The sequence below is a fragment of the Microbacterium hydrothermale genome (genome assembly GCF_004854025.1).
GTDB lineage: Bacteria > Actinomycetota > Actinomycetes > Actinomycetales > Microbacteriaceae > Microbacterium > Microbacterium hydrothermale.
Genome location: NZ_STGM01000012.1, coordinates 23,982 through 44,124 on the forward strand (window position 1 = coordinate 23,982; position 20,143 = coordinate 44,124).

Sequence of the window (20,143 nt, forward strand, 5' to 3'; positions counted from 1 at the left end):
GTCGTGACCGCCCGCGGCGGACAGGGCTCGGCCGCCGCTCTCGTGCTCGTCGGCCTCGCCTGTCAGGAAGTGGGCGCCTCGTTCGCGGTGATGCTGTTCCCCGCGACCGGGCCGCTGGGCATCGTGATGCTGCGCCTGCTCTTCTCGGCGCTCCTGCTCCTGCTCATCGCCCGACCCCGCCTGCGCGGTCACACCGGGGTCGCGTGGCGTTCGGTCCTCGTGTTCGGTCTGGTGCTGGCATCCATGAACGGGCTCTTCTACCTCGCTCTGGAGCGCCTGCCCCTGGGGGTCACGGTGACCATCGAGGTGCTCGGGCCGCTGACCCTGTCGATCCTCACCGCGTCGGGGGCGGCGCGCTGGCTCTGGGCCGGTCTCGCCCTGGTCGGCGTCGTGGCGCTCGGCGCCGGCGGGTGGGACCGCCTCGACGCCCTCGGCGTGGTCTTCGCCCTGGGCGCGGCCGTCAGCTGGGCGTTCTACATCCTGTCGTCGGCGAAGGTGGGGCGGCAGTTCCCGCGGCTCGACGGCCTCGCGCTGGCGATGGCGTTCGGCGCCTGCCTGGCCCTCCCCTTCGGCCTGTGGCAGGCCGGCCCCGCCCTTCTGCGCGTCGACATCCTCGCACTCGGCGCGGCCGTGGCGCTGCTGTCGTCGACCATCCCGTACGCCCTGGAGCTCGTGGCCCTGCGGCGGCTGCCGGCCTCGGCGTTCGCGATCATGATGAGCCTCGGTCCCGCGACGGCGTCGATCGCCGGTTTCCTGCTGCTCGGTCAGCACCTGTCGTGGCTCGAGGTCGTCGGCATCGCCCTCGTCATCGCGGCCAGCATCGGCGCCGTGCTCGCCTCCGCCCGGCGCGGTGCGGCCGGGGCGCGGCATCCGGGACCCGACGCCGACGAACCGCTCAGCGAGCCCGTCGGCTGAGACGAGGGATGCCACGGTCCCGACCGGGACGCAAGGGGGCCATCGCACGCGCGGGTGCTGGCGAGGATGACGGCATGAGCGACGACGACGACCAGACCCGGAAAGACTTCGACGCGGCGGTCAACATGACCGCGAGCGAGCTGAAGAAGTGGCTCGACACCGACGACTCCAAAGCGGTGGGGCAGAAGAAGGACGGCGGGGAGTCGACCGGTCACGAGAGCGGGCGCCACATCGTGCGCATCCTCGAGAAGAAGAAGGCCGACCTCACCGACGACGACCTCGCCCACATGCGCAAGGTCGTCGGCTACGTCAAGCGGCACAGCGCGCAGAAGCCGGAGGGTGACATCACCGACACCGACTGGCGCTACTCGCTGATGAACTGGGGCCACGACCCGAAGAAGTGACCGGTCCCGCGTGAGGATGTCGTGAGGATCGCCCTCCGGCCATCACCCGGCACGGTACAACGGTAGACATGCCCATCATCGACAGCGCGGTCTACGTCGACGGTCGCCGGATCGAGAACCCCTCGAGCCTCGACCAGACCTTCGAGTACATGGAGGCCCACGGCGGGATGGCGTGGATCGGCCTGCTGCGGCCCTCGCCCGACGAACTCGAGCGGGTCGCCGCGGAGTTCTCGCTGCATCCGCTCGCCGTCGAAGACGCGCTCACCGGCCACCAGCGGGCGAAGCTCGAGCGGTACGGCGGCAACCTGTTCACGGTGCTCCGTCCCGCCCGCTACATCGACGAGACCGAGACCATCGAGTTCGGCGAGCTGCACGTCTTCATCGGCGCGGACTACGTCGTCACGGTCCGTCACGCCGAGGTGCCCGACCTGTCGCGGGTGCGGCGGCGACTCGAGAAGAACCCCGACCTGCTCGCTCGCGGTCCCGAGGCGGTGCTCTACGCCATCCTCGACGAGGTCGTCGACCAGTACGACCCCGTCGCGCGCGGACTGCAGAACGACGTCGACGAGATCGAGGACCAGCTCTTCAGCCCCGAGGGCGCCGAGCTCACGCAGCGCATCTACGAGCTCGCCCGCGAGGTCATCCACTTCCAGCGCGCGGCCGAGCCGCTGCGCGACATGCTCGAGGCGCTCCTGCGGGGCGCCGACAAGTACGGCGTCGACCTCGAGCTGCAGCGGTCGCTGCGCGACGTGCTCGACCACGTGCTGCGCCAGTGCGAGAAGCTCACCGCCCTGCGCGCCATCCTCGACAACGCCCTCACCGTCAACGCGACGCTGGTGACCCAGCGGCAGACCGAGACCTCGCTCGAACAGAACGACCAGGTCAAGAAGATCTCGGGCTGGGCGGCGATCCTCTTCGGCCCCTCTCTCGTGGGCGCGATCTACGGCATGAACTTCAAGAACATGCCCGAGCTCGACTGGACCCTGGGGTACCCGATGGCGCTGGCCCTCATGGCGGCGACGTCGTTCGGGCTCTGGCTGACGTTCAAGCGCAAGCACTGGCTCTGATCCCCGGGTCCGCGACGCGGGGGGAAATGCCGGGCTTCGCGGCGCGCTTCCTGGACAGCTGCTGCGCGAAACGCACGATGGGTACGTGAAAGACACCACCTCGGGCTCCGGCGACGCGGCCACGCCGATCCACACCTCGACCGTGCAGCTCGAGGACAGCGGCTACCACAAGCGGCTGACCTCGCGTCAGGTGCAGATGATCGCCATCGGCGGGGCGATCGGCACCGGCCTCTTCCTCGGCGCCGGAGGGCGACTCGCCCAGGCCGGACCCGCGATCGTGCTGTCGTACGCGGTGTGCGGCCTGTTCGCGTTCTTCATCCTCCGCGCGCTCGGCGAGCTGGTGCTGCACCGCCCGACCTCGGGATCGTTCGTGTCGTACGCCCGCGAGTTCTTCGGCGAGAAGGCCGCGTTCGTCTCCGGGTGGTTCTACTGGATCAACTGGGCCACCACGACGATGGTCGACATCACCGCGGCCGCGCTGTACATGAACTTCTTCGGCAAGTACGTGCCGTGGATCGCCGCGGTGCCGCAGTGGGTGTGGGCGCTCGCCGCCCTCGTCACGGTGCTCGCCGTGAACCTGGTGTCGGTGAAGGTGTTCGGGGAGCTGGAGTTCTGGTTCGCGCTCATCAAGGTGGCGGCGCTCGTGGCTTTCCTGCTGGTCGGCATCTACTTCGTCGTCTTCGGCACGCCCACGGGCGCCCCGACCGGGTTCTCGCTCATCGCCGACAACGGCGGGTTCTTCCCCAACGGCATCCTGCCCGCGATCATCCTCATGCAGGGCGTCGTGTTCGCGTACGCCTCGATCGAGCTCATCGGCACGGCCGCCGGCGAGACGAAGAACCCCGAGAAGGTCATGCCCCGTGCGATCAACTCGGTGATCATCCGCGTCGCGGTCTTCTACGTCGGGTCGGTGCTGCTGCTCTCGCTGCTTCTTCCCTTCACCGCGTACTCGAAGGACGAGAGCCCGTTCGTCACCTTCTTCGCGTCGATCGGCGTGCCCGGGGTCGACGTGATCATGAACCTCGTCGTGCTGACGGCGGCGCTGTCGTCGCTGAACGCCGGCCTGTACTCCACCGGCCGCATCCTGCGCTCGATGGCGGTCGCGGGGTCGGCGCCGAAGTTCGCCGCCCGCATGAACAAGGCGGGCGTGCCGTACGGCGGCATCGCGATCACGGCGTTCGTCGCCCTGTTCGGCGTGGTGATCAACTACGTCAATCCGAGCGACGCGTTCGAGACCGTGCTGAACGTCGCCGCGGTCGGCATCCTGGTCACCTGGGCGACGATCATCATCTGCCAGATGCGACTGAAGCAGCTCGCGGACCGGGGCGAGCTGGTGCGCCCGTCGTTCCGCCTGTTCTGGGCGCCGTACACGGGATACCTGACCCTGGTGTTCCTCGCGGTGGTGCTCGTGCTCGTCTTCATCGACTCCCCGGCGACGCTCGTGGTCGCCGTCGTGGCGAGCCTGCTGATCACGGCGGGCTGGTTCGCGTGCCGCAAGCGCATCGCCGAGCTCGCCGCCGAACGCGAGGGCTACACCGGCACGGTGCCGGTGGTGCCGAGCCCGTTCCCGCAGCCGCGCGACAAGAAGGACTGAGCCCGGGCTCACTCTCTCGGCGGCGCTCGGGCTTCGGCTCGGGCGCCGCTGTCGTGCGTGCGGCGGCGGCGGCGATCGAGCGTCCAGAACACCCGGACCGAGCTCGAGGCCGCCCGGGTGTTCTGGACCCTCGCGGGGGAATCGAGCGCGCCGCGCGGTCAGGAGGGGAAGGGCCAGCCCGTGTACGCCTCGGCGAGGGCGGCGCGGCCGTGGGCGGACTCCACGACGGAGCGCAGCTCGCCGACCTGCCGGCGACGGTCGAAGTCGGTGGCATCCGGGGTCACGTGCAGCAGGCTCGTCATCCACCACGAGAAGTGCTGGGCCTTCCAGATGCGGCGCGACGCCGCCTCGGGGTAGGCGTCGAGGGCGCGCTCGTCTCCCTCGAGCAGCGAACGGCGCAGCGCCTCGGCGAGCAGGCGCACATCGGCGATCGCGAGATTCATGCCCTTCGCGCCGGTCGGGGGCACGGTGTGCGCCGCGTCGCCGGCGAGGGCGACGCGTCCGCGCCGCAGCTCGTGCGCGACGAAGCTGCGGAAGCGCAGCACGTCGCGCTGGAAGATCGGCCCCTGCTTCAGCGTCGTGCCGGGCACGCGCTTCTGCAGTTCGTCCCACAGCTGCTCCTCGGTGAAGGCCGCGGTGTCGGTGTCGGGGTCGCACTGGAAGTACATGCGCTGCACGGTGTCGGAGCGCTGGCTCACCAGCGCGAAGCCGTCGGGGGAGTTGCTGTAGATGAGCTCGTCGGCGCTCGGCGGTGCTTCGCACAGGATGCCGAACCACGCGAAGGGGTATTCGCGGAAGTATCCGCCCTGGCTCGATCCGGTCACCGCGGCCCGGGCCACGCTGCGCGAGCCGTCGGAGCCCACGACGAAGTCGGCCTCGATCTGCAGGGGACGCCCCTCGGCATCGCGCGCGAGAACGCGGGGACGGTCGGTCTCGGCATCCGCGATCGCCTCGGCGGTCACGCCGAAGCGCAGATCCTGGCCCGCGGCGAGGCGCGCGGCGACGAGGTCTTTCAGCACCTCGTGCTGCGGGTAGAGCCACACCGCGCGACCGACGGTCTCGGCGAAGTCGATGCGGTGCCCCTCGCCCTCGAAGCGCAGCTCGATGCCGTCGTGGCGGTGGCCGACCGTGCGCGCGCGGGAGTGCGGGCCGAGGTCGTCGAGCAGTTCGACGGTGCCCTGTTCGAGGATGCCGGCGCGGATGGTGCTCTCGATCTCGTCGCGCGAGCGCTGGTCGATGACGACCGAGTCGATGCCGGCCCGGTCGAGCAGGTGCGAGAGCAGGAGCCCCGCGGGGCCGGCGCCGACGATGGCGACGCGGGTGCGGACGGTGGTGGTCATGGCGCTGTCTCCTTCGACGGTGGCTGAGTCGATGGTGCCCGTCGCGGTGCGATTCCCACGGCGCTGCTCTCATTGATCGGGATGCGGCGCGGCATCCTTCCGTCGAGACCTGACGGGTCGAGCGGGGCGCCGCGGGTCAGCCGCGGAAGCCGAGGGCGCGCTCGGTGTCGCGCGCCGCGCGGTGCAGCTCGACGAGCGCGAACTGCGTCTCGGCGTCGCGCGGCAGCACGGCCGACAGGGCCGCGATCACGGCTCCGGTCTCGTCGCGCACGGGCACGGCGACGCCCGTCGACACCTCGTCGACGTATCCGGGCGCGATGACCCGGCCGAGGGTGCGGATCTCGGCGAGCGTGCGGCGCAGCGCGGCGGGGTCGACGATGGTCGAGGGGGTCACGGCGCGCAGGGGGCCGGCGAGCACGCGCTCCTGCAGGTCGTGCGGGGCGAAGGCCAGCAGCACCAGCCCCGACGACGACGCGTGCAGCGGGAGGCGCCCGGCGACGCGCGTGACGTTCGCGCCCGAGTCGGGGGCGCTGAGGCGCTCGAGGAAGAGCGCCTCGTCGTGTTCGAGGATCGCCAGCTGCGTGTGCTCGCGCACGCGCTGTTGCACGCGCTCCATCGCGGGCAGGGCGGCCTGGCGCAAGCGCAGGGCGTGCGACGACCGCGTCGCGAGCTCCCACAGCCGCATCCCCACGCGCACGCGGCGCTCCTCGTCGCGCTCGAGCAGTCCGGCCTCGACGAGCTCGTTCACGATGCGGTGCGCCGACGAGCTCGGCAGGCCCGCGCGTCGGCCGATGTCCGCGGTGGTCTGCGCGGTGCGCGTGGGCGTGAAGGTCTCGAGGATGCGCACCAGGCGGTCGGTCACCGAGTCGCCCGAGGGGGAGTTGGCCACACTCCAGGATGCCACGATTCCCATTCACCGGGAACGTTCTGGCGCGCGCCGGGCCGGTGCCCGACGATGGGAAGGTCGAAGGAGACCCCATGACGAACGCCCCCGCGGCCGCACCCGAGACCTTGCTGGCGGCCCCCGACCAGGCCACGCAGGACGAGATCGTCCGCGAGATCCGCGCCCGCCACGCCGAACTCGACCGCGCCGAGGCCGCGGGAGAGCGGGTGCCGGCCACGGCGCACGACTTCCCCGCCTACCGCTCGAGCGTGCTGCGCCACCCCACCAAGAACCCGAAGCTCGTCGACCCCGAGACGATCGAGCTGTTCTCGCCCGCGTTCGGTCAGCGCGACGTCGCCGCGATCGAGTCCGACCTGACGCTGCAGCACGCCGGGGAGCCGCTGGGCGAGCGCATGAGCGTGCAGGGGCGTCTGCTGGACTCGTGGGGGCGCCCCGTGGCGAACCAGCTCATCGAGATCTGGCAGGCGAACGCGGCCGGTCGCTACATCCACCAGCGCGACCAGCACCCCGCCCCGCTCGACCCGAACTTCACCGGCGCCGGCCGGGCGATCACGGACGAGAACGGCGAGTACCGCTTCACCACGATCAAACCGGGGCCGTACCCGTGGAAGAACCATCGCAACGCCTGGCGCCCGGCCCACATACACTTCTCGGTCTTCGGCTCCTCGTTCACGCAGCGACTCGTGACGCAGATGTACTTCCCGGGCGACCCGCTCTTCGCACTCGACCCGATCTACAACAGCATCCCCCGGCAGAGGGACCGCGACGCCCTCGTCGGCGTCTACGACCACGACCTCACCTCGCCCGAGTGGGCGACGGGGTACCGCTTCGACATCGTGGTCGACGGTCCGGATGCCACCTACTTCGAGCCGGAGGACGAGGCATGACCCCCGCCAAGACCCACCGCGCCACCCCCGGGCAGACGGTCGGGCCGTTCTTCGCGTACGGCCTGGAGTACCCGCGCCAGCACGAGGTGGCCTTCCCTCACTCGCCCGGGGCGATCGTGCTCTCGGGCACCGTCTTCGACGGCGCCGGCGCGCCCATCCCCGACGCGCTGGTGGAGATCTTCGGGGCGGATGCCGACCGCTCGGTGCCCCGCGCGCGCGGGGCGTTCCGCCGCGACGGGCACACCTTCACCGGCTTCGGCCGCGCCTTCACCGACGACGAGGGGCATTACGAGTTCTGGACGCGCGAGCCCGGCGGCATCCACGGTCGCCCCGGCTTCTTCGCCGCGATCGTGTTCGCGCGCGGTCTCCCCGACAAGCTGCACACGCGCATCTACGTGCCGGGGGACGCCGACGCGCTCGCCGCGGATCCCCTGCTGTCGTCGCTCGACGAGGCCGAGCGCGCTAGCCTCGTCGCGACCCGGACGCCCGACGGGTACCTGTCGCACGACATCCGGTTGCAGGGCGAGAACGAGACGGTCTTCCTTGCCTTCTGACGCCCTCCCTTCGATCGACGTCGGTCTGCTCGCGCCGGTGAGCGTCGGGCACGACGCGCTGCTGTCGGACGGGGCCGTGCTGTCGACGATGATCCGCGCCGAGTGCGCACTGGTCGCGGCGTACGTCGAGGTGGGGGCGGCCCCGCGCGAGGCGCGGGTCGAGATCGACCACGTCTTCGGGATCGACGAGAAGTACGGCTCCCCCGAGCGGGGCATCGACGTCGACCGACTCGTGCGGGAGGGCGTGGCGGGGGGTAATCCCGTGATCCCGCTCGTGGGGATGCTGAAGGCGCAGGTTCCCGAGGAGCACCGCGCGTGGATCCACCGGGGCGCGACGAGCCAGGACATCCTCGACACCGCCCTCATGTTCGTCGCGCGCCGGGCCGTCGAGCAGACGCGCCGCTCGACCGCGAACGCCGCCGTCTGGGCCCGGCAGCTCGCCGTGCGGCACGCCGACGACGTCGCCGCCGCGCGCACCCTGACCCAGCACGCCGTGCCCACCACGGTCGGCGCCCGTGCCGCGACCTGGGCGCGCGGGCTGGAGCGCGCCGCGCAGCGCCTGGGGGAGCTGACCTTCCCCGCCCAGCTCGCCGGGGCGGGCGGAACGCTCGCCTCGTTCGTCGAGATCACCGGATCCCAGGATGCCGCGAACGCCCTGCCCGCGGCCCTCGCCCGCGCTCTGGAGCTCGACGCCCCCGAGGCCCCGTGGCACACCTCCCGCTGGCCCGTCACCGAGATCGGCGACGCCCTCGTGCAGGCGATCGACGCCCTCGGCAAGGTCGCCGCCGACATCGCGACCCTCAGCCGCACCGAGATCGGCGAGGTCTCGGAGGGCGTCGGCGGCGGGTCGTCGGCGATGCCGCAGAAGCAGAACCCGGCCGAGGCGGTGCTCATCCGTTCCGCCGCGCTGCGCGCACCCCACCTCGCCGCGACGTTGCACGTGGCATCCGCCCTCGCCGTCGACGAGCGCCCCGACGGCGCGTGGCACGCCGAGTGGCCGACCCTGCGCGAGCTGCTGCGCCTCGCGGTCGGGGCGTCGGCGCACGGCTCGTCACTGCTCGCACACCTGCGGGTCGACGTCGAAGCCGCGGCGAGCAACGCCGGGCGGACGGGCGGGCGCATCGTGAGCGAGAGGCTGCGCGGCGTGCTCGTTCCGCTCATCGGCGCGGAACGCTTCGCGGCCCTGCTGGCGGGCGACGACGACCTCGCGCCGCGGCTGCGGGCGATCCCCGAACTGCAGGGCACCGGTGTCGACATCGCCGCGCTCGTCGACCCCGCCGCCTACCTCGGCCTCGCCCCCCGACTCGCGCGCGGCGAGCACCACCCGGGAGGCGGCACCGCCCGCGAGCACCTCGGAGGCACCGCATGACGAACGCTCTCATCGCCCTCACGGCTCCCGTCGGACCGGAGGGCGCCCCTCTCCTCGTGCTCGGGCCGTCGCTCGGAACCTCGACGATCCTGTGGGACGACGTCGTGCCGCTCCTCGCCGACGACTACCGGATCGCCGAGTGGGATCTACCCGGTCACGGCGCAGGTCCCATCGCGCGCGAGGCGTTCACGGTCGCCGATCTGGCGGATGCCGTGGCCGCGGCCGTGCCCGACGAGACGTTCCTGTACGCGGGGGTGTCGCTCGGCGGGGCGACGGGACTCGAGCTCGCCCTGCGGCACGGTTCCCGGGTGCGGGGCGCCGCGATCGTGGCATCCGGAGCCGTCCTGGGCGATCCCGCGTCGTGGGCCGAGCGCGCCGCTCAGGCGCGCGCGCAGAGCACGTCGAGCCTCATCGTCGGCTCGGCCCAGCGGTGGTTCGCGCCCGAGTCGATGGCGCGCCGCCCCGAGATCAGCGGGCGGCTGCTGCACGTGCTGCAGGACGCCGACGACGACAGCTACGCGCGCTGCTGCGAGGCGCTCGCCGCGTACGACGTGCGCTCCCGGCTCGGGGAGGTCTCGGTGCCCGTGCTCGCCGCGTGGGGGGAGTTCGACCAGGTGGCGCCCGAGGCCAAGGCCGTCGAGATCGCCGAGGGGGTCGCGGACGGGCGCGTCGTGCGCATCGACGACGCCGGTCACCTGCCCCCCGCCGAGCAGCCCGAGGCCGTCGCCTCGCAGCTGCGCTCGTTCTTCGCATCCGTCTCGAGAGGGGACGCCTGATGGCCACCGACCAGGAACGCCACGACCAGGGGATGGCCGTGCGCCGCGCCGTCCTGTCCGACGCCCACGTCGACCGGGCGACGGCGGCGGCGACCGACCTCACCGCCGACTGGCAGGACTTCATCACGCGCGTGGCCTGGGGGGACGTGTGGTCCCGCCCGGGGCTGGACCGTCGTTCGCGCTCGATCGCCGTGCTGTCGTCGCTCATCGCGCACGGCCATCACGAGGAGTTGGCGATGCACCTGCGCGCGGCGATCCGCAACGGCCTGACGATCGACGAGATCCGCGAGGTGATCCTGCAGTCCGCGATCTACTCCGGCGTGCCGGCCGCGAACACGGCGTTCCGCATCGCTTCGGAGGTGTTCGCCGAAGGAGCGTGAGTCGCCAGAAATCGTCGCTTCGGGCTCTGTGAAAGCGACAGATATTGGCGACTCACGCGCGTGGATACCGCGCATCAGAACCCCTTATGTCGAAATAAGGCATAAGGGGGTAGCGTCGAAGCGAACCCCAGAGAGAGTGAGCGACGATGCTTCTCGAAAGAGACCTCATCCAGTCCGTCGGCTTCCGCAACGTCCGCGAGGGCGGCGACGGCGGCGAGATCACCGGCTTCCAATTCCGCGTCCGGATGCCGTCGTACCGCGGCATGGCGGCCTCGCTCATCGACGGGATCGGGGTCAGCATCCCCGGGCTCGTCGACGTCGCGCCCGACGTGCCGCTGTGGACGCTCCAGGGCACGCAGTACACGCTCGCCGAGCTGTGGGACGGCGACGGCGTGCGCTGGCCCCTCGAGGACGCCGCGATCGTCACGGTCCCGCTGCCCGGGGGTCTCCCCGACGGCGTGCACGAGCTGTCGATCGAGCTGCGGCTGCGGATGTCGTACATCCCCCAGGAGCACCAGCCGAGCACATACCGGGTCACCAAGCACGTCACGCTCGCCCCCGAGGCATCCGGTGCCCCCTTCCGCTACGGCGTCTCGCTCTACAGCTACATGACCGACTTCGGCACCGTCCTGGACCTCGAGACCGCGATGGCCTCGATCGCCGACCTCGGCGCGACGGGGATCGAGATCCTCGGCGAGGCGCACATCCCGAACTACCCGAACCCCTCCGACGAGTGGGTCGAGCAGTGGTTCGCGCTGCTGTCGAGGTACGGCCTCGAGCCGACGAACTACGGCTCGTGGATCGACACGCGCCTGCACTCGAGCGGCCCGAACGGCCGCGACATGACCGTCGACGAGGGGGCGGCGGCTCTGCAGCGCGACCTGCGTCTCGCGAAGCGTCTCGGCTTCCGCTTCGTGCGGCCCAAGATCGGCGTCGTCTCGAGCGATCTGATCCCGCACCCCATCTGGACCGAGGTCGTCGAGGCGTCCCTGCCGCTCGCCGAGGAGCTCGACGTCATCATCTGCCCCGAGATCCACTCGCCGACCCCGATCAAGCACGAGGTCGTCGACGACTACATCGCGCTGATCCGCCGCACCGGCACGAAGCACTTCGGGCTGCTGCTCGACACCGGCATCTTCCAGGACCGCCCCATCCCGCTGAAGCCGGGCGAGCTGCCGGGTCAGCGTCCGGCGTTCCTCGACGGCATCCACGTCGACCCGAACGACGTGTTCGACGTGATCGAGAACGTGGTCTTCATCCAGGCGAAGTTCCACGACATCGACGAGAACCTCGACGACAAGCAGATCCCGTGGGAGCCGGTGCTCCGGGCGCTCAAGGACGCCGGCTACACCGGATACCTCTCGAGCGAGTACGAGGGCGAGCGCGAACCGTGGCGCTCGATCGAGCAGGTGCGCCGCCAGCACACGCTGATCCGCCGGATCGCCGACGGGCTCTGAGGAGACCACCATGCCCAACGGACTCATCCACGACGACAGCCTGCGCGCACACCCCGACGGGCTCGCGCTTCGCCTCACGATACCCTGGTACCGCAGCCTCTGGCTGTCGTCGGTCACGACCCTCGCCCTCACCGTCGACGGGGAGCAGGTGGATGCCGCCGACCTCCGCGTCGCCTTCGACGACACCTCGTACGGTCTCGACGAGCTGCCCGCGCAGAGCGAGCGCCTGTGGTTCCTGCAGGAGCATCCGCTGCTCATCGCCCGCCGCGACGTCCCCGTCGCGCTGGGCGAGACCCACGACGTCGTGCTGCACGGCGAACTGCGTCTGCCCTACATGCAGATCGCGCCCGGGCAGGACGGCGGGCCGGGCATGTACGTGCCCAACGTCGTGCACGACGTCCGCACGCTCACGGTCGTCGACGCGGATGCCGGCATCCCGGCCCTGGTGTCGGACGTCACGCCCCCGCCGCCGGCGGCCGAGGACGACCCCTTCCAGCTCGGCCTGACGCTGTACTCGGCCAGCGCGGAGTTCCGCGCGGGGTACTTCGACTTCGACGGCTTGCTCGACCGCGTCGCGGAGCTCGGGATCGGTCCGGGCATCGAGATCGTGGCATCCCAGATGGTTCCGACCTATCCCGTCGTCGGCGACGACTTCGTGCGCACGTGGCGTGCGGCATTCGACCGGCACGGGTTCGTGGAGAGCTCGTTCGGGGCCAACCTCGACATGGGACGCCGCCGCGATCGCGACATGACGCCCGACGAGGAGTTCGCGTTCTCGAAGCTCATGTTCGAGGGGGCGAAGAAGCTCGGCTTCCCGCTCGTGCGCATCCAGAGCGCCAAGCCCGAGCTGCTGCGCCGCCTGCTGCCGATCGCCGAAGACCTCGAGCTGAAGCTCGCGTACGAGATCCACGCGCCCATGGGCCCGAACGCCGAACCGATCCTGCGCGTGCGCGAGACGTACGCCGAGCTCGACTCCCCGCTGCTCGGGTTCGTCGCCGACTTCTCCTCCACCATGCACGCGATGTCGCCGACCCTGCTGCGGGCTGTGCGCCGTGCGGGCCTCGACGACGAGGCGGTCGAGACGCTGCAGAGCATCTGGGCGACGGATGCCACGATGCAGGCGCGCCAGCAGGAGTTCATCGCGTACCTCCGCGGGCGGGACTTCGACCCGGGTCGGCTGGGCGCCTTCGCGCACCTGGCCTTCAACATGCACGGGCACGTCGACCCCCGGGAGTGGGCCGACATCATGCCGCAGATCCTGCACGTGCACGCGAAGTTCTACGACATCGACGACGCCGGTCAGGAGCCCGCGATCGACTACCCCGAGCTCGTGCGCGTGTTCGTCGAGGGCGGGTACCGCGGCTTCTGGTCGAGCGAGTGGGAGGGCCACGCGTTCGCCGAGCTCGGCGAGGTCGACCCGCTGCTGCTCGTGCGTCGTCAGCACGACCTCATCCGGTCGGCGATGCGGGCGGTGCCCGTGGGCTGACCCTCCGTTCGAGGGGATTCGCCCCCGGCCCGTGGGCCGGTCGAGCGTCAGGCGGCCGCCAGGGTCAGGAACACCGTGCGCGTCAGCCGCTCGAGCAGCTCCGACCAGCGGTAGGCGTCGTGCGGCGTCGCGGTCGCCGTCACACCGAGGCCGAGATACCGCACGCACAGGCTGTAGAAGACCTCGAACGCCCAGACGGCGTCGTCGTCCGACAGCGTGACGCCGTGCGCGGAGGCCGCGGTCAGGAGGGCGCGGACGAACACGGCCTGCCCGGCGTCGCCGGAGCGTCGGCCGCGCGCGAGGATCTCGGCATCGTCCACTCCCATCACGAAGAAGGGGGAGAGCAGGTCGCGGTTCTCGCGCAGGATACCGGCGTAGACCGCGACGATCTCGGCCGTCGCCGTCTCGAAGTCCGTCGCGCCGATGCCGGCGGCCGCGACGCGTTCGGCGGTCTCGACGTCGAGGCGGTCGAACTCCTGCGCCTGGATCACGCGCAGCAGTTCGGCCTTGCCCGAGACCCGGCCGTAGATCGAGCCGATCGACACCTCGGCGCGCGCACTGACCTCGGCGAGTGAGAACTGGCCGGTGCCGCGTTCGTGCAACAGCGCGAGGACGGCGGCGCGCACCTTCGCGAACGAGTCGCGACTGCGCTGCTGCTTGGGCTCGGACACCCCGCCCGCTCCCTCTCTCGTGACCATCGCTCTCCCCGGCTCCGCGCTCAGGCCGTCAGCTCCACGAGGAACACCGACTGCGGCTCCAGGGCGAGGTCCATCTGCAGGCTCCCCTCCGCGGACACCGCGACGGGGGAGGGTCCCTCGACCGCGCCCGACAGCGACGTGACGGTGGCGTGCACGGTGGCATCCGCCCAGGGAAGGTTGCGCAGGTCGAGGCGCACCCGTTCCACCCCCGCGGATGCCAGGTCGGGGCGCTGCGGCGGGAGGGTGAGCCCCAGTTCGATGCGCTGCTCGCCGATGGGGATGCGGAACGTGAAACGGTCCTCCGCGCGCGGGGCGAGGGCGCTGTCGGGGGCGACGTAGTTCGTCACGAGGACGCGGACGGTGTCGCCGTCGCGCCCGGCGGCGACCGCCAGCCCCGACTCGTCGCCCCCGGTGGCCTCCAGCCGCCGCCCGGTCAGCGCCCGACCCGCGAGGACGAGGGCGCGCGAGCGCTCGTCGGGCCGCCCGTCGACGTCGCCGACCCCGCCCGGGTCGACGAACCCGTAGTGCGGATCGCGGCCGGTGTCGGCGCGGAAGAAGAACGCGTGGTCGATGACCGTGTCCTGCAGGGCGATCGCCGTGGCCGCCATGAACGCGCCCTTCTCGGGCGCCGGTGCGGTGCTGCTGGGCACCGCGAGGTAGTTCCAGTAGCTGAGCGTCAGCTCGGTGTCGGTGAACCCGTGACCATCGAGCACCGCGCGCAGCTCGCGCGCGACGTAGCGGTAGTCCATGGGATCACGGCTGCCGTCGGTGAACCACAGGAACGAGAAGAAGTGCAGCGGCAGGTCGTTCTCGCGCACGAACCGCAGGAAGCCCTCGCGGTAGGGCGAGTCGGCCTCGAGCGAGAAAGCCACCGAGGGTCCCCCGACGGTGAGGGTCGCGTCGACGCGCTGCACCGCCTCGCAGAAGGCGCGGTACATCGCGTAGAACTCCTCCGGTCGCCCGGCGAAGTGCAGCGGCCCGAAGTCGGGCTGATCGCCGAACTCGAAACGACGCACGGGCGTCGCCGGCCCGCCCGCCCACCCCTGGGAGTAGTGCCGGACGATGTGCTCGACCACCCGGCCGTACACCTCGACGTCGTCGGCGGGCAGCTTGTTCTTCGGGATCGAGCTGGCCACGGTGAACAGCACCTCCGCGCCGATGGCGTGGACCGCGTCGACCCACGCGTCGGTCGCGGCGAAGTTGTAGCTGGCCGGGTCGTCGGGGTCGGCGCTCCAATCGGGGAACAGGCTCGTGGGGTTGTCCCGCGTGTCGAGGCGCGAGACCCAGTCGAAGGAGCGCACGAGGGTCACCCCCGCCGCGCGCCACAGCGGAGTCATGTCGGGGAAGTCGGGATAGGCCGCGACGGGGCCGGGGACGCCGCCGACGCCGTTCAGCGCGCGGAAGGCGCTCTCGCGGGCGGCGTCCACGACGAGGGTGCGGGTGGGGGTGTGCGACACGGGTGTCTCCTCGGGGGTCTCAGTAGGGCATCCGCAGGAGGCGGTTCGCGTACTCGTTCGCGATCGGCTCGTCGTGACGGAGGTGGTCGATGCGCGCGCGGTAGGTCTCGTCGGTGACCGAGTCGAACTCCTCGAGCATCGACTCGATCGAACGCTCGTGCACCGCGCGCACCCGGGGCAGGCGGCGCTTCATGAACTCGAGCTGGGCGTCGAGAAGCGACTGGTCCTTCGCGAGCTCCTGCGCGAGAACGACGCCGTCTTCGATGCTCATCGCCGCTCCCGATCCGAGATAGGGCGTCATCGTGTGGGCGGCGTCGCCGAGGATCATGATGCGTCCGCGGAACCACGGGTACGGCACCCACACCGTCGAGTAGGGGGTGTAGGCGACGTTCTCGGCGTGACGGACGTCGTCGAGGGCGTCGGCGAGGAAGGCCGACCCGCGCGTGAGGGACGCGGCGCGATCGTGCATGATCTCGGCCATCTTGCTCGCGTCGTAGCGCGGGCGCCCCTCTTCGGCCACGGTGAGCACCATGTACATGGTGTCTTCCGACAGGGGCGTGAGCATGATCTTGCCGCCGTAGCCCTGGCAGATGATCGGCTGCATGATCTTGCGGCGGTTGGGCAGCCCCGCGCGCCAGGCGACTCCGCCCACCGGGCGCGGAGCGTACTTCTCCCCGAAGTACTCGCGGCGGATCTGGGAGTTCAGCCCGTCGAAGCCGAGCACGAGGTCGTAGTCGGCGCTGTCGCCGGTGTTGAAGGTCACGGTCGCCCTGTCGGCATCCTGGGCGATGCCGGCGACGGTCGTGCTCATGTGGAACGTGGCGCCGTTGGCGAGGGCGTGGCGCGCGGCCATCTCGAGGAACGCCATGCGCGACATCGTCACGCACCCCGGCAGGCCCTCGTCGCGGGTGCCGTAGCTCATGGTGCTCAGCAGGGTGCCGTCGGCGTCGTAGTTGTCGATGCCCGGGGCGGGATGGCCGATCTCGAGGACGTCGTCGAGCAGTCCGATCTCGCGCACGGCGCGCAGGCCGTTGATGCGGAGGCCGAATCCGACGCCGGCGACGCTGATCTCGGGCTTGTCGTCGATGACGTCGACGTGCGCACCGATCCGGGCGAGGGCGGATGCCGCGGTGAGGCCGCCGATGCCGGCGCCGACGATCAGGATTCTCAACGGGGTCGACATGGGTGCTCCTCCTCGAGCGGACGGCCGGGCCCGCGGGGGTGCGCGCCGACCGAATCAGAACGTTGATTCTGATTTCAGGCTAGGGATGGGCCGGGCGCGCGCACAACGACCGCACCCCGACCGCCGTGGATGCCGTCCATCACGATCGGTGATGCGGGCGGCATCCGCCCGTCTCAGTGCGGGGCGTGGCCCGCGGCGATCACGCGGCCGGCCTCGGCGAAGAGGCCGCGCATCCACTCGTGCTCGGGATCGCGGTTGTGCGAGGGGTGCCACCACAGGGCGCTGACGATCGGCGTCGCCGCGAACGGCAGGGGCACCACGCGGATGCCGCCGATGCGCAGCAGGTGGGGGGCGAGGGCGGACTGCACGAGTCCCACGCGCCGCGTTCCGCTGACGAAGTGCCCCACCGAGAGGAAGCTCTCCAGCACCACCTCGATGCGCGGTTCGACGCCGAGCTGCTGGATCTGGCGAGCGGCCGAGGTGAAGGCCGAACGCGACTGGAAGGTGAGCACCCACGGCAGGTCGGCGAGGTTCTGCATCGTGAGCGACTCGCCCACCTCGTCGTTGTCGTCGGCCACGACCGCCAGCCAGTCGTCCTGCCAGAGGTCGAGGTAGGGCAGCTCCGACACGGGGCCGTGCGGGATGACCATGGCGTCGGCCGAGCGCAGGCGGTTCGCGGCGTCCTCCACGATTCCGGGGTTGTGCAGCATGTAGCGGAACCGCACGCCGGGCGCCTGCTCGGCCGCCAGCTGCGAGACGACCGTGCCGACGGTGACGAAACCGTAGTCGGAGCCGTAGATCGAGAATTCCCGCGTCGACTCGGCGGGCGACCACGACGCCTGGCTGTCGAACACGCGCCGGGCCGCTTCGAGGGCGGTGCTCGTGTGATCGGTCAGGCGGACGGCGAACGGCGTGAGTTCGTAGGTGTTGCCGCGACGCGCGAGGATCTGGTCGTTGAAGTGCGTGCGCAGGCGCGCGAGGGAGGCGCTGAGGGCGGGCTGGCTGAGGTGCAGACTCTCGGCGGCGCGCGTGACGCTGCGCTCGGTGAGCAGCGCGTCGAGCGCCACCAGGAGGTTGAGGTCGAGGCGCGAGAGCGCCGAATGATCGGTCACCACGGCGTGATCCTTCGCTCGGGAAAGCTGTGCAGTCATCGTATCAATGCGGTCTATGTCGGGGCTAGGGCGTATCTCCCGGGGCGATGCAGCCCCCTCCGCAACGCCTTATGCGCTACATCGCGAAGACTTATGTGCTTTTTCTACTGATCGCACGGATACTGAGTCACACAGCACAGGCGCTCCACCGAAGGGGCCGCCGACAACGTCGTCAGAAAGGCTGGCCCATGGCTCCGCAACGCGTCACGCGCATCGCAGGTCTTCTCGCTCTTCCCGTCACCGCCGCTCTCGTCCTCTCCGGCTGCTCCGGCTCGGGGTCGGGGGACTCCGGGGGCGACGCCGATTCGTTCACCTTCACGTTCGCCACCTCCAACAACCTCGAGAGCCCCTACGAGACGCTCGCCAAGGAGTACATGGCGGCGAACCCCGGCGTCACCATCACCTCGAACCCGACCCCCAACGACAAGTACGGGGAGACCATCCGCACGCAGCTGCAGGCCGGGAACGCCTCCGACGTGATCATCACCGCGCCCGGCGCGGGTGACGCACGCGGTCTCATCCCCCTCGCCCAGGCCGGGTTCTTCGAGCCGCTGGGCGACACGGCGACGTCGCTCGTGCCGACCGGCAGCGACACGCTCTTCGAGATCGACGGCAAGACCTACGGGCAGCCGCTGGACTTCACCATCGGCGCGGTCGTCGCCAGCATGGGCACCGCGGGCATGAACGGGATCACGAGCTGGCCCACCACCATGGACGACTTCTACGCCGAATGCGGCAAGCTCGCGGGCGACGGCAAGTCGATGCTCGCGCTCGCCGGCGCCGCCGCCCCGAACGCCGGTCTCACCGCGCAGGGCATCGCGGCGACCCGCGTCTACGCATCGGACCCGAACTTCAACACCGAGCGGGCCGAGGGCAAGACCACCTTCGCGCAGAGCAAGGGCTGGGCCGACACGCTGCAGACCATCATCGACCTCAAGGACAAGGGCTGCTTCCAGGCCGGCGCCGAGGGCGGCGGCTTCGACGCCATCACCAACGGACTCGCGCAGGGCACCTCGGTCGGCAGCTTCATCCCCTCGGGCTCGGCGGTCGAGATCGCCGCGGCGGCTCCCGCGGAGGCCGACTTCAAGGTGCAGCCCTTCCCGCCCGCGGCCGGCGGCAAGCCCTTCGTGCTCGCCAGCTCGAACTACGCCGCGTCGATCAACGCGAAGTCCCAGAAGAAGGATGCCGCGAAGAAGTTCCTGGACTGGCTCGCCACCCCCGACGCGCAGGAGAAGTTCTACGAGGCCTCGGGCCTGCTGCCCATCTCGGAGTACAAGAACCTCGACCTGAGCAACACGATCTACTCCGAGGTCGTCGACGACATCTCGAACGGCTCGTACACCACGCTGCCCTCGAACGTCTGGCCCAACCCGGCCGTGTACGACGCGCTCTCGACGGGCGTCCAGGGTCTGCTGACCGGCCAGAGCAGCATCGACCAGGTGCTCCAGAACATGGATGCGGCCTGGGGCAACTGAGTGAATCCGCCGCCCGGGCCCCTGGACCCGGGCGGCGGAGCCGCACCCCATCGAGGATGACGAGGACGCCATGAGCACCACCTTCCGAGCCGGCGAGGTCGCCGCCACCGAGACCGAGCGCGTGGTCCTGCCGCGCCGCGGCGGACGCCGCCGACAGGCTCCCGCCCCGCGGCGCAAGGGCCTGCTCAAGTTCGGCTACTGGTGGTGGGCGCTGCCCGGCATCCTCTTCGTCATCGGCATCCACTACGTCGCCACGAGCGTCGGCGGCTTCTTCGCCTTCACGAACTGGACCGGCATCGGGGCCTTCGAGCTGATCGGGCTCGACAACTTCACCCGCATCTTCCAGGACCCGACGAAGATCGGGGCCCTGTGGAACACGCTGTTCCTCGCCTTCGGATCGGTGATCCTCAGCAACATCCTGGGCCTGGGCATCGCCCTCGGGCTCAACCGGGGGCTGAAGAGCCGCTACATCCTGCGCACGCTCTTCTTCATGCCGGTCGTGCTGAGCCCGCTGGCGACGTCGTACATCTGGAAGTTCATCTTCGACTTCAACGGACCGCTCAACCTCGTGCTGCGCGGGATCGGCCTGGACTCGATGGCCCGTGCCTGGATCGCCGACCCCACGTGGGCGATCTGGACCATCCTCGTCGTGCTGGTCTGGCAGAACATCGGCTTCTCGATGGTGATCTACATGGCCGGCCTCGCCGCCGTCCCGGTCGAGATCGAGGAGGCCGCGGCCATCGACGGCGCCAACCTGTGGCAGCGCTTCTGGCACGTCACCCTCCCCTCCATCCGCCCGGCCGTCGCGATCGCGACCACCCTCGGGCTGGTGAACGGACTGCGCGTCTTCGACCAGATCATGGCGCTCACCGGCGGCGGCCCCGCCGCGGCGACCGAGACGCTCGCGACGCAGGTCTACAAGCAGTCCTTCGCGCTCGGCAACTTCGGCTACGGCGCCGCCCTCGCGCTGCTGCTGACCCTCATCATCCTCGTCTTCGCCGTCATCCAGCAGCGCGTCACCGCCGACCGTTCGGAGGAGAACTGAC

The 20,143-nt window shown here is 70.7% G+C and carries 18 protein-coding genes and 1 pseudogene; 13 read left to right on the forward strand and 6 right to left on the reverse strand.

Going from position 1 to position 20,143, the window contains the following annotated elements; translation table 11 throughout:
- Positions 1–3 precede the first annotated feature (3 nt).
- The 4 genes from FB047_RS16330 (at position 4) to FB047_RS16345 (ending at position 3,980) form a co-directional block, all read left to right on the forward strand.
- Positions 4–915, forward strand: a complete 912-nt coding sequence (locus tag FB047_RS16330) for an EamA family transporter (protein WP_136588266.1) — start codon at positions 4–6, stop codon at positions 913–915.
- 74 nt (positions 916–989) lie between these two features.
- Complete coding sequence (locus FB047_RS16335) at positions 990–1,319, forward strand: DUF3140 domain-containing protein (RefSeq protein ID WP_136588267.1); 330 nt, start codon at positions 990–992, stop codon at positions 1,317–1,319.
- A gap of 68 nt (positions 1,320–1,387) precedes the next feature.
- Positions 1,388–2,386 (forward strand): magnesium/cobalt transporter CorA, encoded by a 999-nt coding sequence (gene corA, locus FB047_RS16340; protein WP_136588268.1) that lies wholly within the window; start codon positions 1,388–1,390, stop codon positions 2,384–2,386.
- Between the two features lie 127 nt (positions 2,387–2,513).
- A complete protein-coding gene (locus FB047_RS16345; protein WP_240752880.1) occupies positions 2,514–3,980 on the forward strand; it encodes an amino acid permease in 1,467 nt (488 codons plus the stop codon).
- A gap of 158 nt (positions 3,981–4,138) precedes the next feature.
- Here the strand turns inward: FB047_RS16345 and FB047_RS16350 are convergent, their stop codons facing one another.
- Positions 4,139–5,320, reverse strand: a complete 1,182-nt coding sequence (locus tag FB047_RS16350) for a 4-hydroxybenzoate 3-monooxygenase (protein WP_136588270.1) — start codon at positions 5,318–5,320, stop codon at positions 4,139–4,141.
- A 136-nt stretch (positions 5,321–5,456) separates the two neighbouring features.
- Complete coding sequence (locus FB047_RS16355) at positions 5,457–6,224, reverse strand: IclR family transcriptional regulator (protein ID WP_240752877.1); 768 nt, start codon at positions 6,222–6,224, stop codon at positions 5,457–5,459.
- A gap of 74 nt (positions 6,225–6,298) precedes the next feature.
- Between FB047_RS16355 and pcaH the strand changes: the two genes are divergently transcribed.
- From pcaH to FB047_RS16390, 7 genes are all read left to right on the forward strand, one after another.
- The gene (gene pcaH / locus FB047_RS16360) at positions 6,299–7,111 is read left to right on the forward strand and encodes a protocatechuate 3,4-dioxygenase subunit beta (RefSeq protein WP_136588271.1); all 813 of its coding nucleotides are present in this window, start codon (positions 6,299–6,301) and stop codon (positions 7,109–7,111) included.
- The gene (gene pcaG / locus FB047_RS16365) at positions 7,108–7,665 is read left to right on the forward strand and encodes a protocatechuate 3,4-dioxygenase subunit alpha (protein WP_136588272.1); all 558 of its coding nucleotides are present in this window, start codon (positions 7,108–7,110) and stop codon (positions 7,663–7,665) included. The genes pcaH and pcaG overlap by 4 nt, the downstream gene beginning before the upstream one ends.
- The gene (locus tag FB047_RS16370; RefSeq protein ID WP_240752878.1) at positions 7,655–9,034 is read left to right on the forward strand and encodes a lyase family protein; all 1,380 of its coding nucleotides are present in this window, start codon (positions 7,655–7,657) and stop codon (positions 9,032–9,034) included. The genes pcaG and FB047_RS16370 overlap by 11 nt, the downstream gene beginning before the upstream one ends.
- Entirely contained in the window at positions 9,031–9,810 is a 780-nt protein-coding gene (locus FB047_RS16375; protein WP_136588273.1) for an alpha/beta fold hydrolase, read from the forward strand. The genes FB047_RS16370 and FB047_RS16375 overlap by 4 nt, the downstream gene beginning before the upstream one ends.
- Positions 9,810–10,190 (forward strand): 4-carboxymuconolactone decarboxylase, encoded by a 381-nt coding sequence (gene pcaC / locus FB047_RS16380; protein ID WP_136588274.1) that lies wholly within the window; start codon positions 9,810–9,812, stop codon positions 10,188–10,190. The genes FB047_RS16375 and pcaC overlap by 1 nt, the downstream gene beginning before the upstream one ends.
- A 146-nt stretch (positions 10,191–10,336) precedes the next feature.
- Positions 10,337–11,647, forward strand: coding sequence for a C-glycoside deglycosidase beta subunit domain-containing protein (locus FB047_RS16385; protein ID WP_136588275.1), 1,311 nt, complete (start codon positions 10,337–10,339; stop codon positions 11,645–11,647).
- A gap of 10 nt (positions 11,648–11,657) precedes the next feature.
- Entirely contained in the window at positions 11,658–13,133 is a 1,476-nt protein-coding gene (locus tag FB047_RS16390; protein WP_136588276.1) for a C-glycoside deglycosidase beta subunit domain-containing protein, read from the forward strand.
- Between the two features lie 47 nt (positions 13,134–13,180).
- On the opposite strand, the gene FB047_RS16395 is transcribed toward FB047_RS16390, so the two are convergent.
- From FB047_RS16395 to FB047_RS16410, 4 genes and pseudogenes are all read right to left on the reverse strand, one after another.
- Entirely contained in the window at positions 13,181–13,804 is a 624-nt protein-coding gene (locus FB047_RS16395) for a TetR/AcrR family transcriptional regulator (protein ID WP_167494275.1), read from the reverse strand.
- A 47-nt stretch (positions 13,805–13,851) separates the two neighbouring features.
- Complete coding sequence (locus tag FB047_RS16400; RefSeq protein ID WP_136588278.1) at positions 13,852–15,288, reverse strand: GH39 family glycosyl hydrolase; 1,437 nt, start codon at positions 15,286–15,288, stop codon at positions 13,852–13,854.
- Between the two features lie 19 nt (positions 15,289–15,307).
- A pseudogene (locus FB047_RS16405) lies at positions 15,308–16,477 on the reverse strand (FAD-dependent monooxygenase); the annotation flags it as partial.
- 167 nt (positions 16,478–16,644) lie between these two features.
- A complete protein-coding gene (locus tag FB047_RS16410) occupies positions 16,645–17,583 on the reverse strand; it encodes a LysR family transcriptional regulator (protein ID WP_136588293.1) in 939 nt (312 codons plus the stop codon).
- Positions 17,584–17,810: 227 nt separating this feature from the next.
- On the opposite strand from FB047_RS16410, the gene FB047_RS16415 reads away from it, so the two are divergent.
- Both FB047_RS16415 and FB047_RS16420 read left to right on the forward strand, forming a co-directional pair.
- Complete coding sequence (locus FB047_RS16415) at positions 17,811–19,097, forward strand: extracellular solute-binding protein (protein ID WP_136588280.1); 1,287 nt, start codon at positions 17,811–17,813, stop codon at positions 19,095–19,097.
- A gap of 70 nt (positions 19,098–19,167) precedes the next feature.
- Positions 19,168–20,142: a carbohydrate ABC transporter permease gene (locus tag FB047_RS16420; protein WP_136588281.1), complete on the forward strand. Its 975-nt coding sequence runs from the start codon at positions 19,168–19,170 to the stop codon at positions 20,140–20,142.
- Position 20,143: the final 1 nt, after the last annotated feature.

Excerpts from the sequence above, each read along its gene's own strand:
- FB047_RS16335 (WP_136588267.1), top strand. The coding sequence starts at position 990 with ATGAGCGACGACGACGACCAGACCCGGAAAGACTTCGACGCGGCGGTC.
- corA (WP_136588268.1), top strand. The coding sequence starts at position 1,388 with ATGCCCATCATCGACAGCGCGGTCTACGTCGACGGTCGCCGGATCGAG.
- FB047_RS16350 (WP_136588270.1), bottom strand. The coding sequence starts at position 5,320 with ATGACCACCACCGTCCGCACCCGCGTCGCCATCGTCGGCGCCGGCCCC.
- pcaH (WP_136588271.1), top strand. The coding sequence starts at position 6,299 with ATGACGAACGCCCCCGCGGCCGCACCCGAGACCTTGCTGGCGGCCCCC.
- pcaG (WP_136588272.1), top strand. The coding sequence starts at position 7,108 with ATGACCCCCGCCAAGACCCACCGCGCCACCCCCGGGCAGACGGTCGGG.
- FB047_RS16375 (WP_136588273.1), top strand. The coding sequence starts at position 9,031 with ATGACGAACGCTCTCATCGCCCTCACGGCTCCCGTCGGACCGGAGGGC.
- pcaC (WP_136588274.1), top strand. The coding sequence starts at position 9,810 with ATGGCCACCGACCAGGAACGCCACGACCAGGGGATGGCCGTGCGCCGC.
- FB047_RS16385 (WP_136588275.1), top strand. The coding sequence starts at position 10,337 with ATGCTTCTCGAAAGAGACCTCATCCAGTCCGTCGGCTTCCGCAACGTC.
- FB047_RS16390 (WP_136588276.1), top strand. The coding sequence starts at position 11,658 with ATGCCCAACGGACTCATCCACGACGACAGCCTGCGCGCACACCCCGAC.
- FB047_RS16415 (WP_136588280.1), top strand. The coding sequence starts at position 17,811 with ATGGCTCCGCAACGCGTCACGCGCATCGCAGGTCTTCTCGCTCTTCCC.
- FB047_RS16420 (WP_136588281.1), top strand. The coding sequence starts at position 19,168 with ATGAGCACCACCTTCCGAGCCGGCGAGGTCGCCGCCACCGAGACCGAG.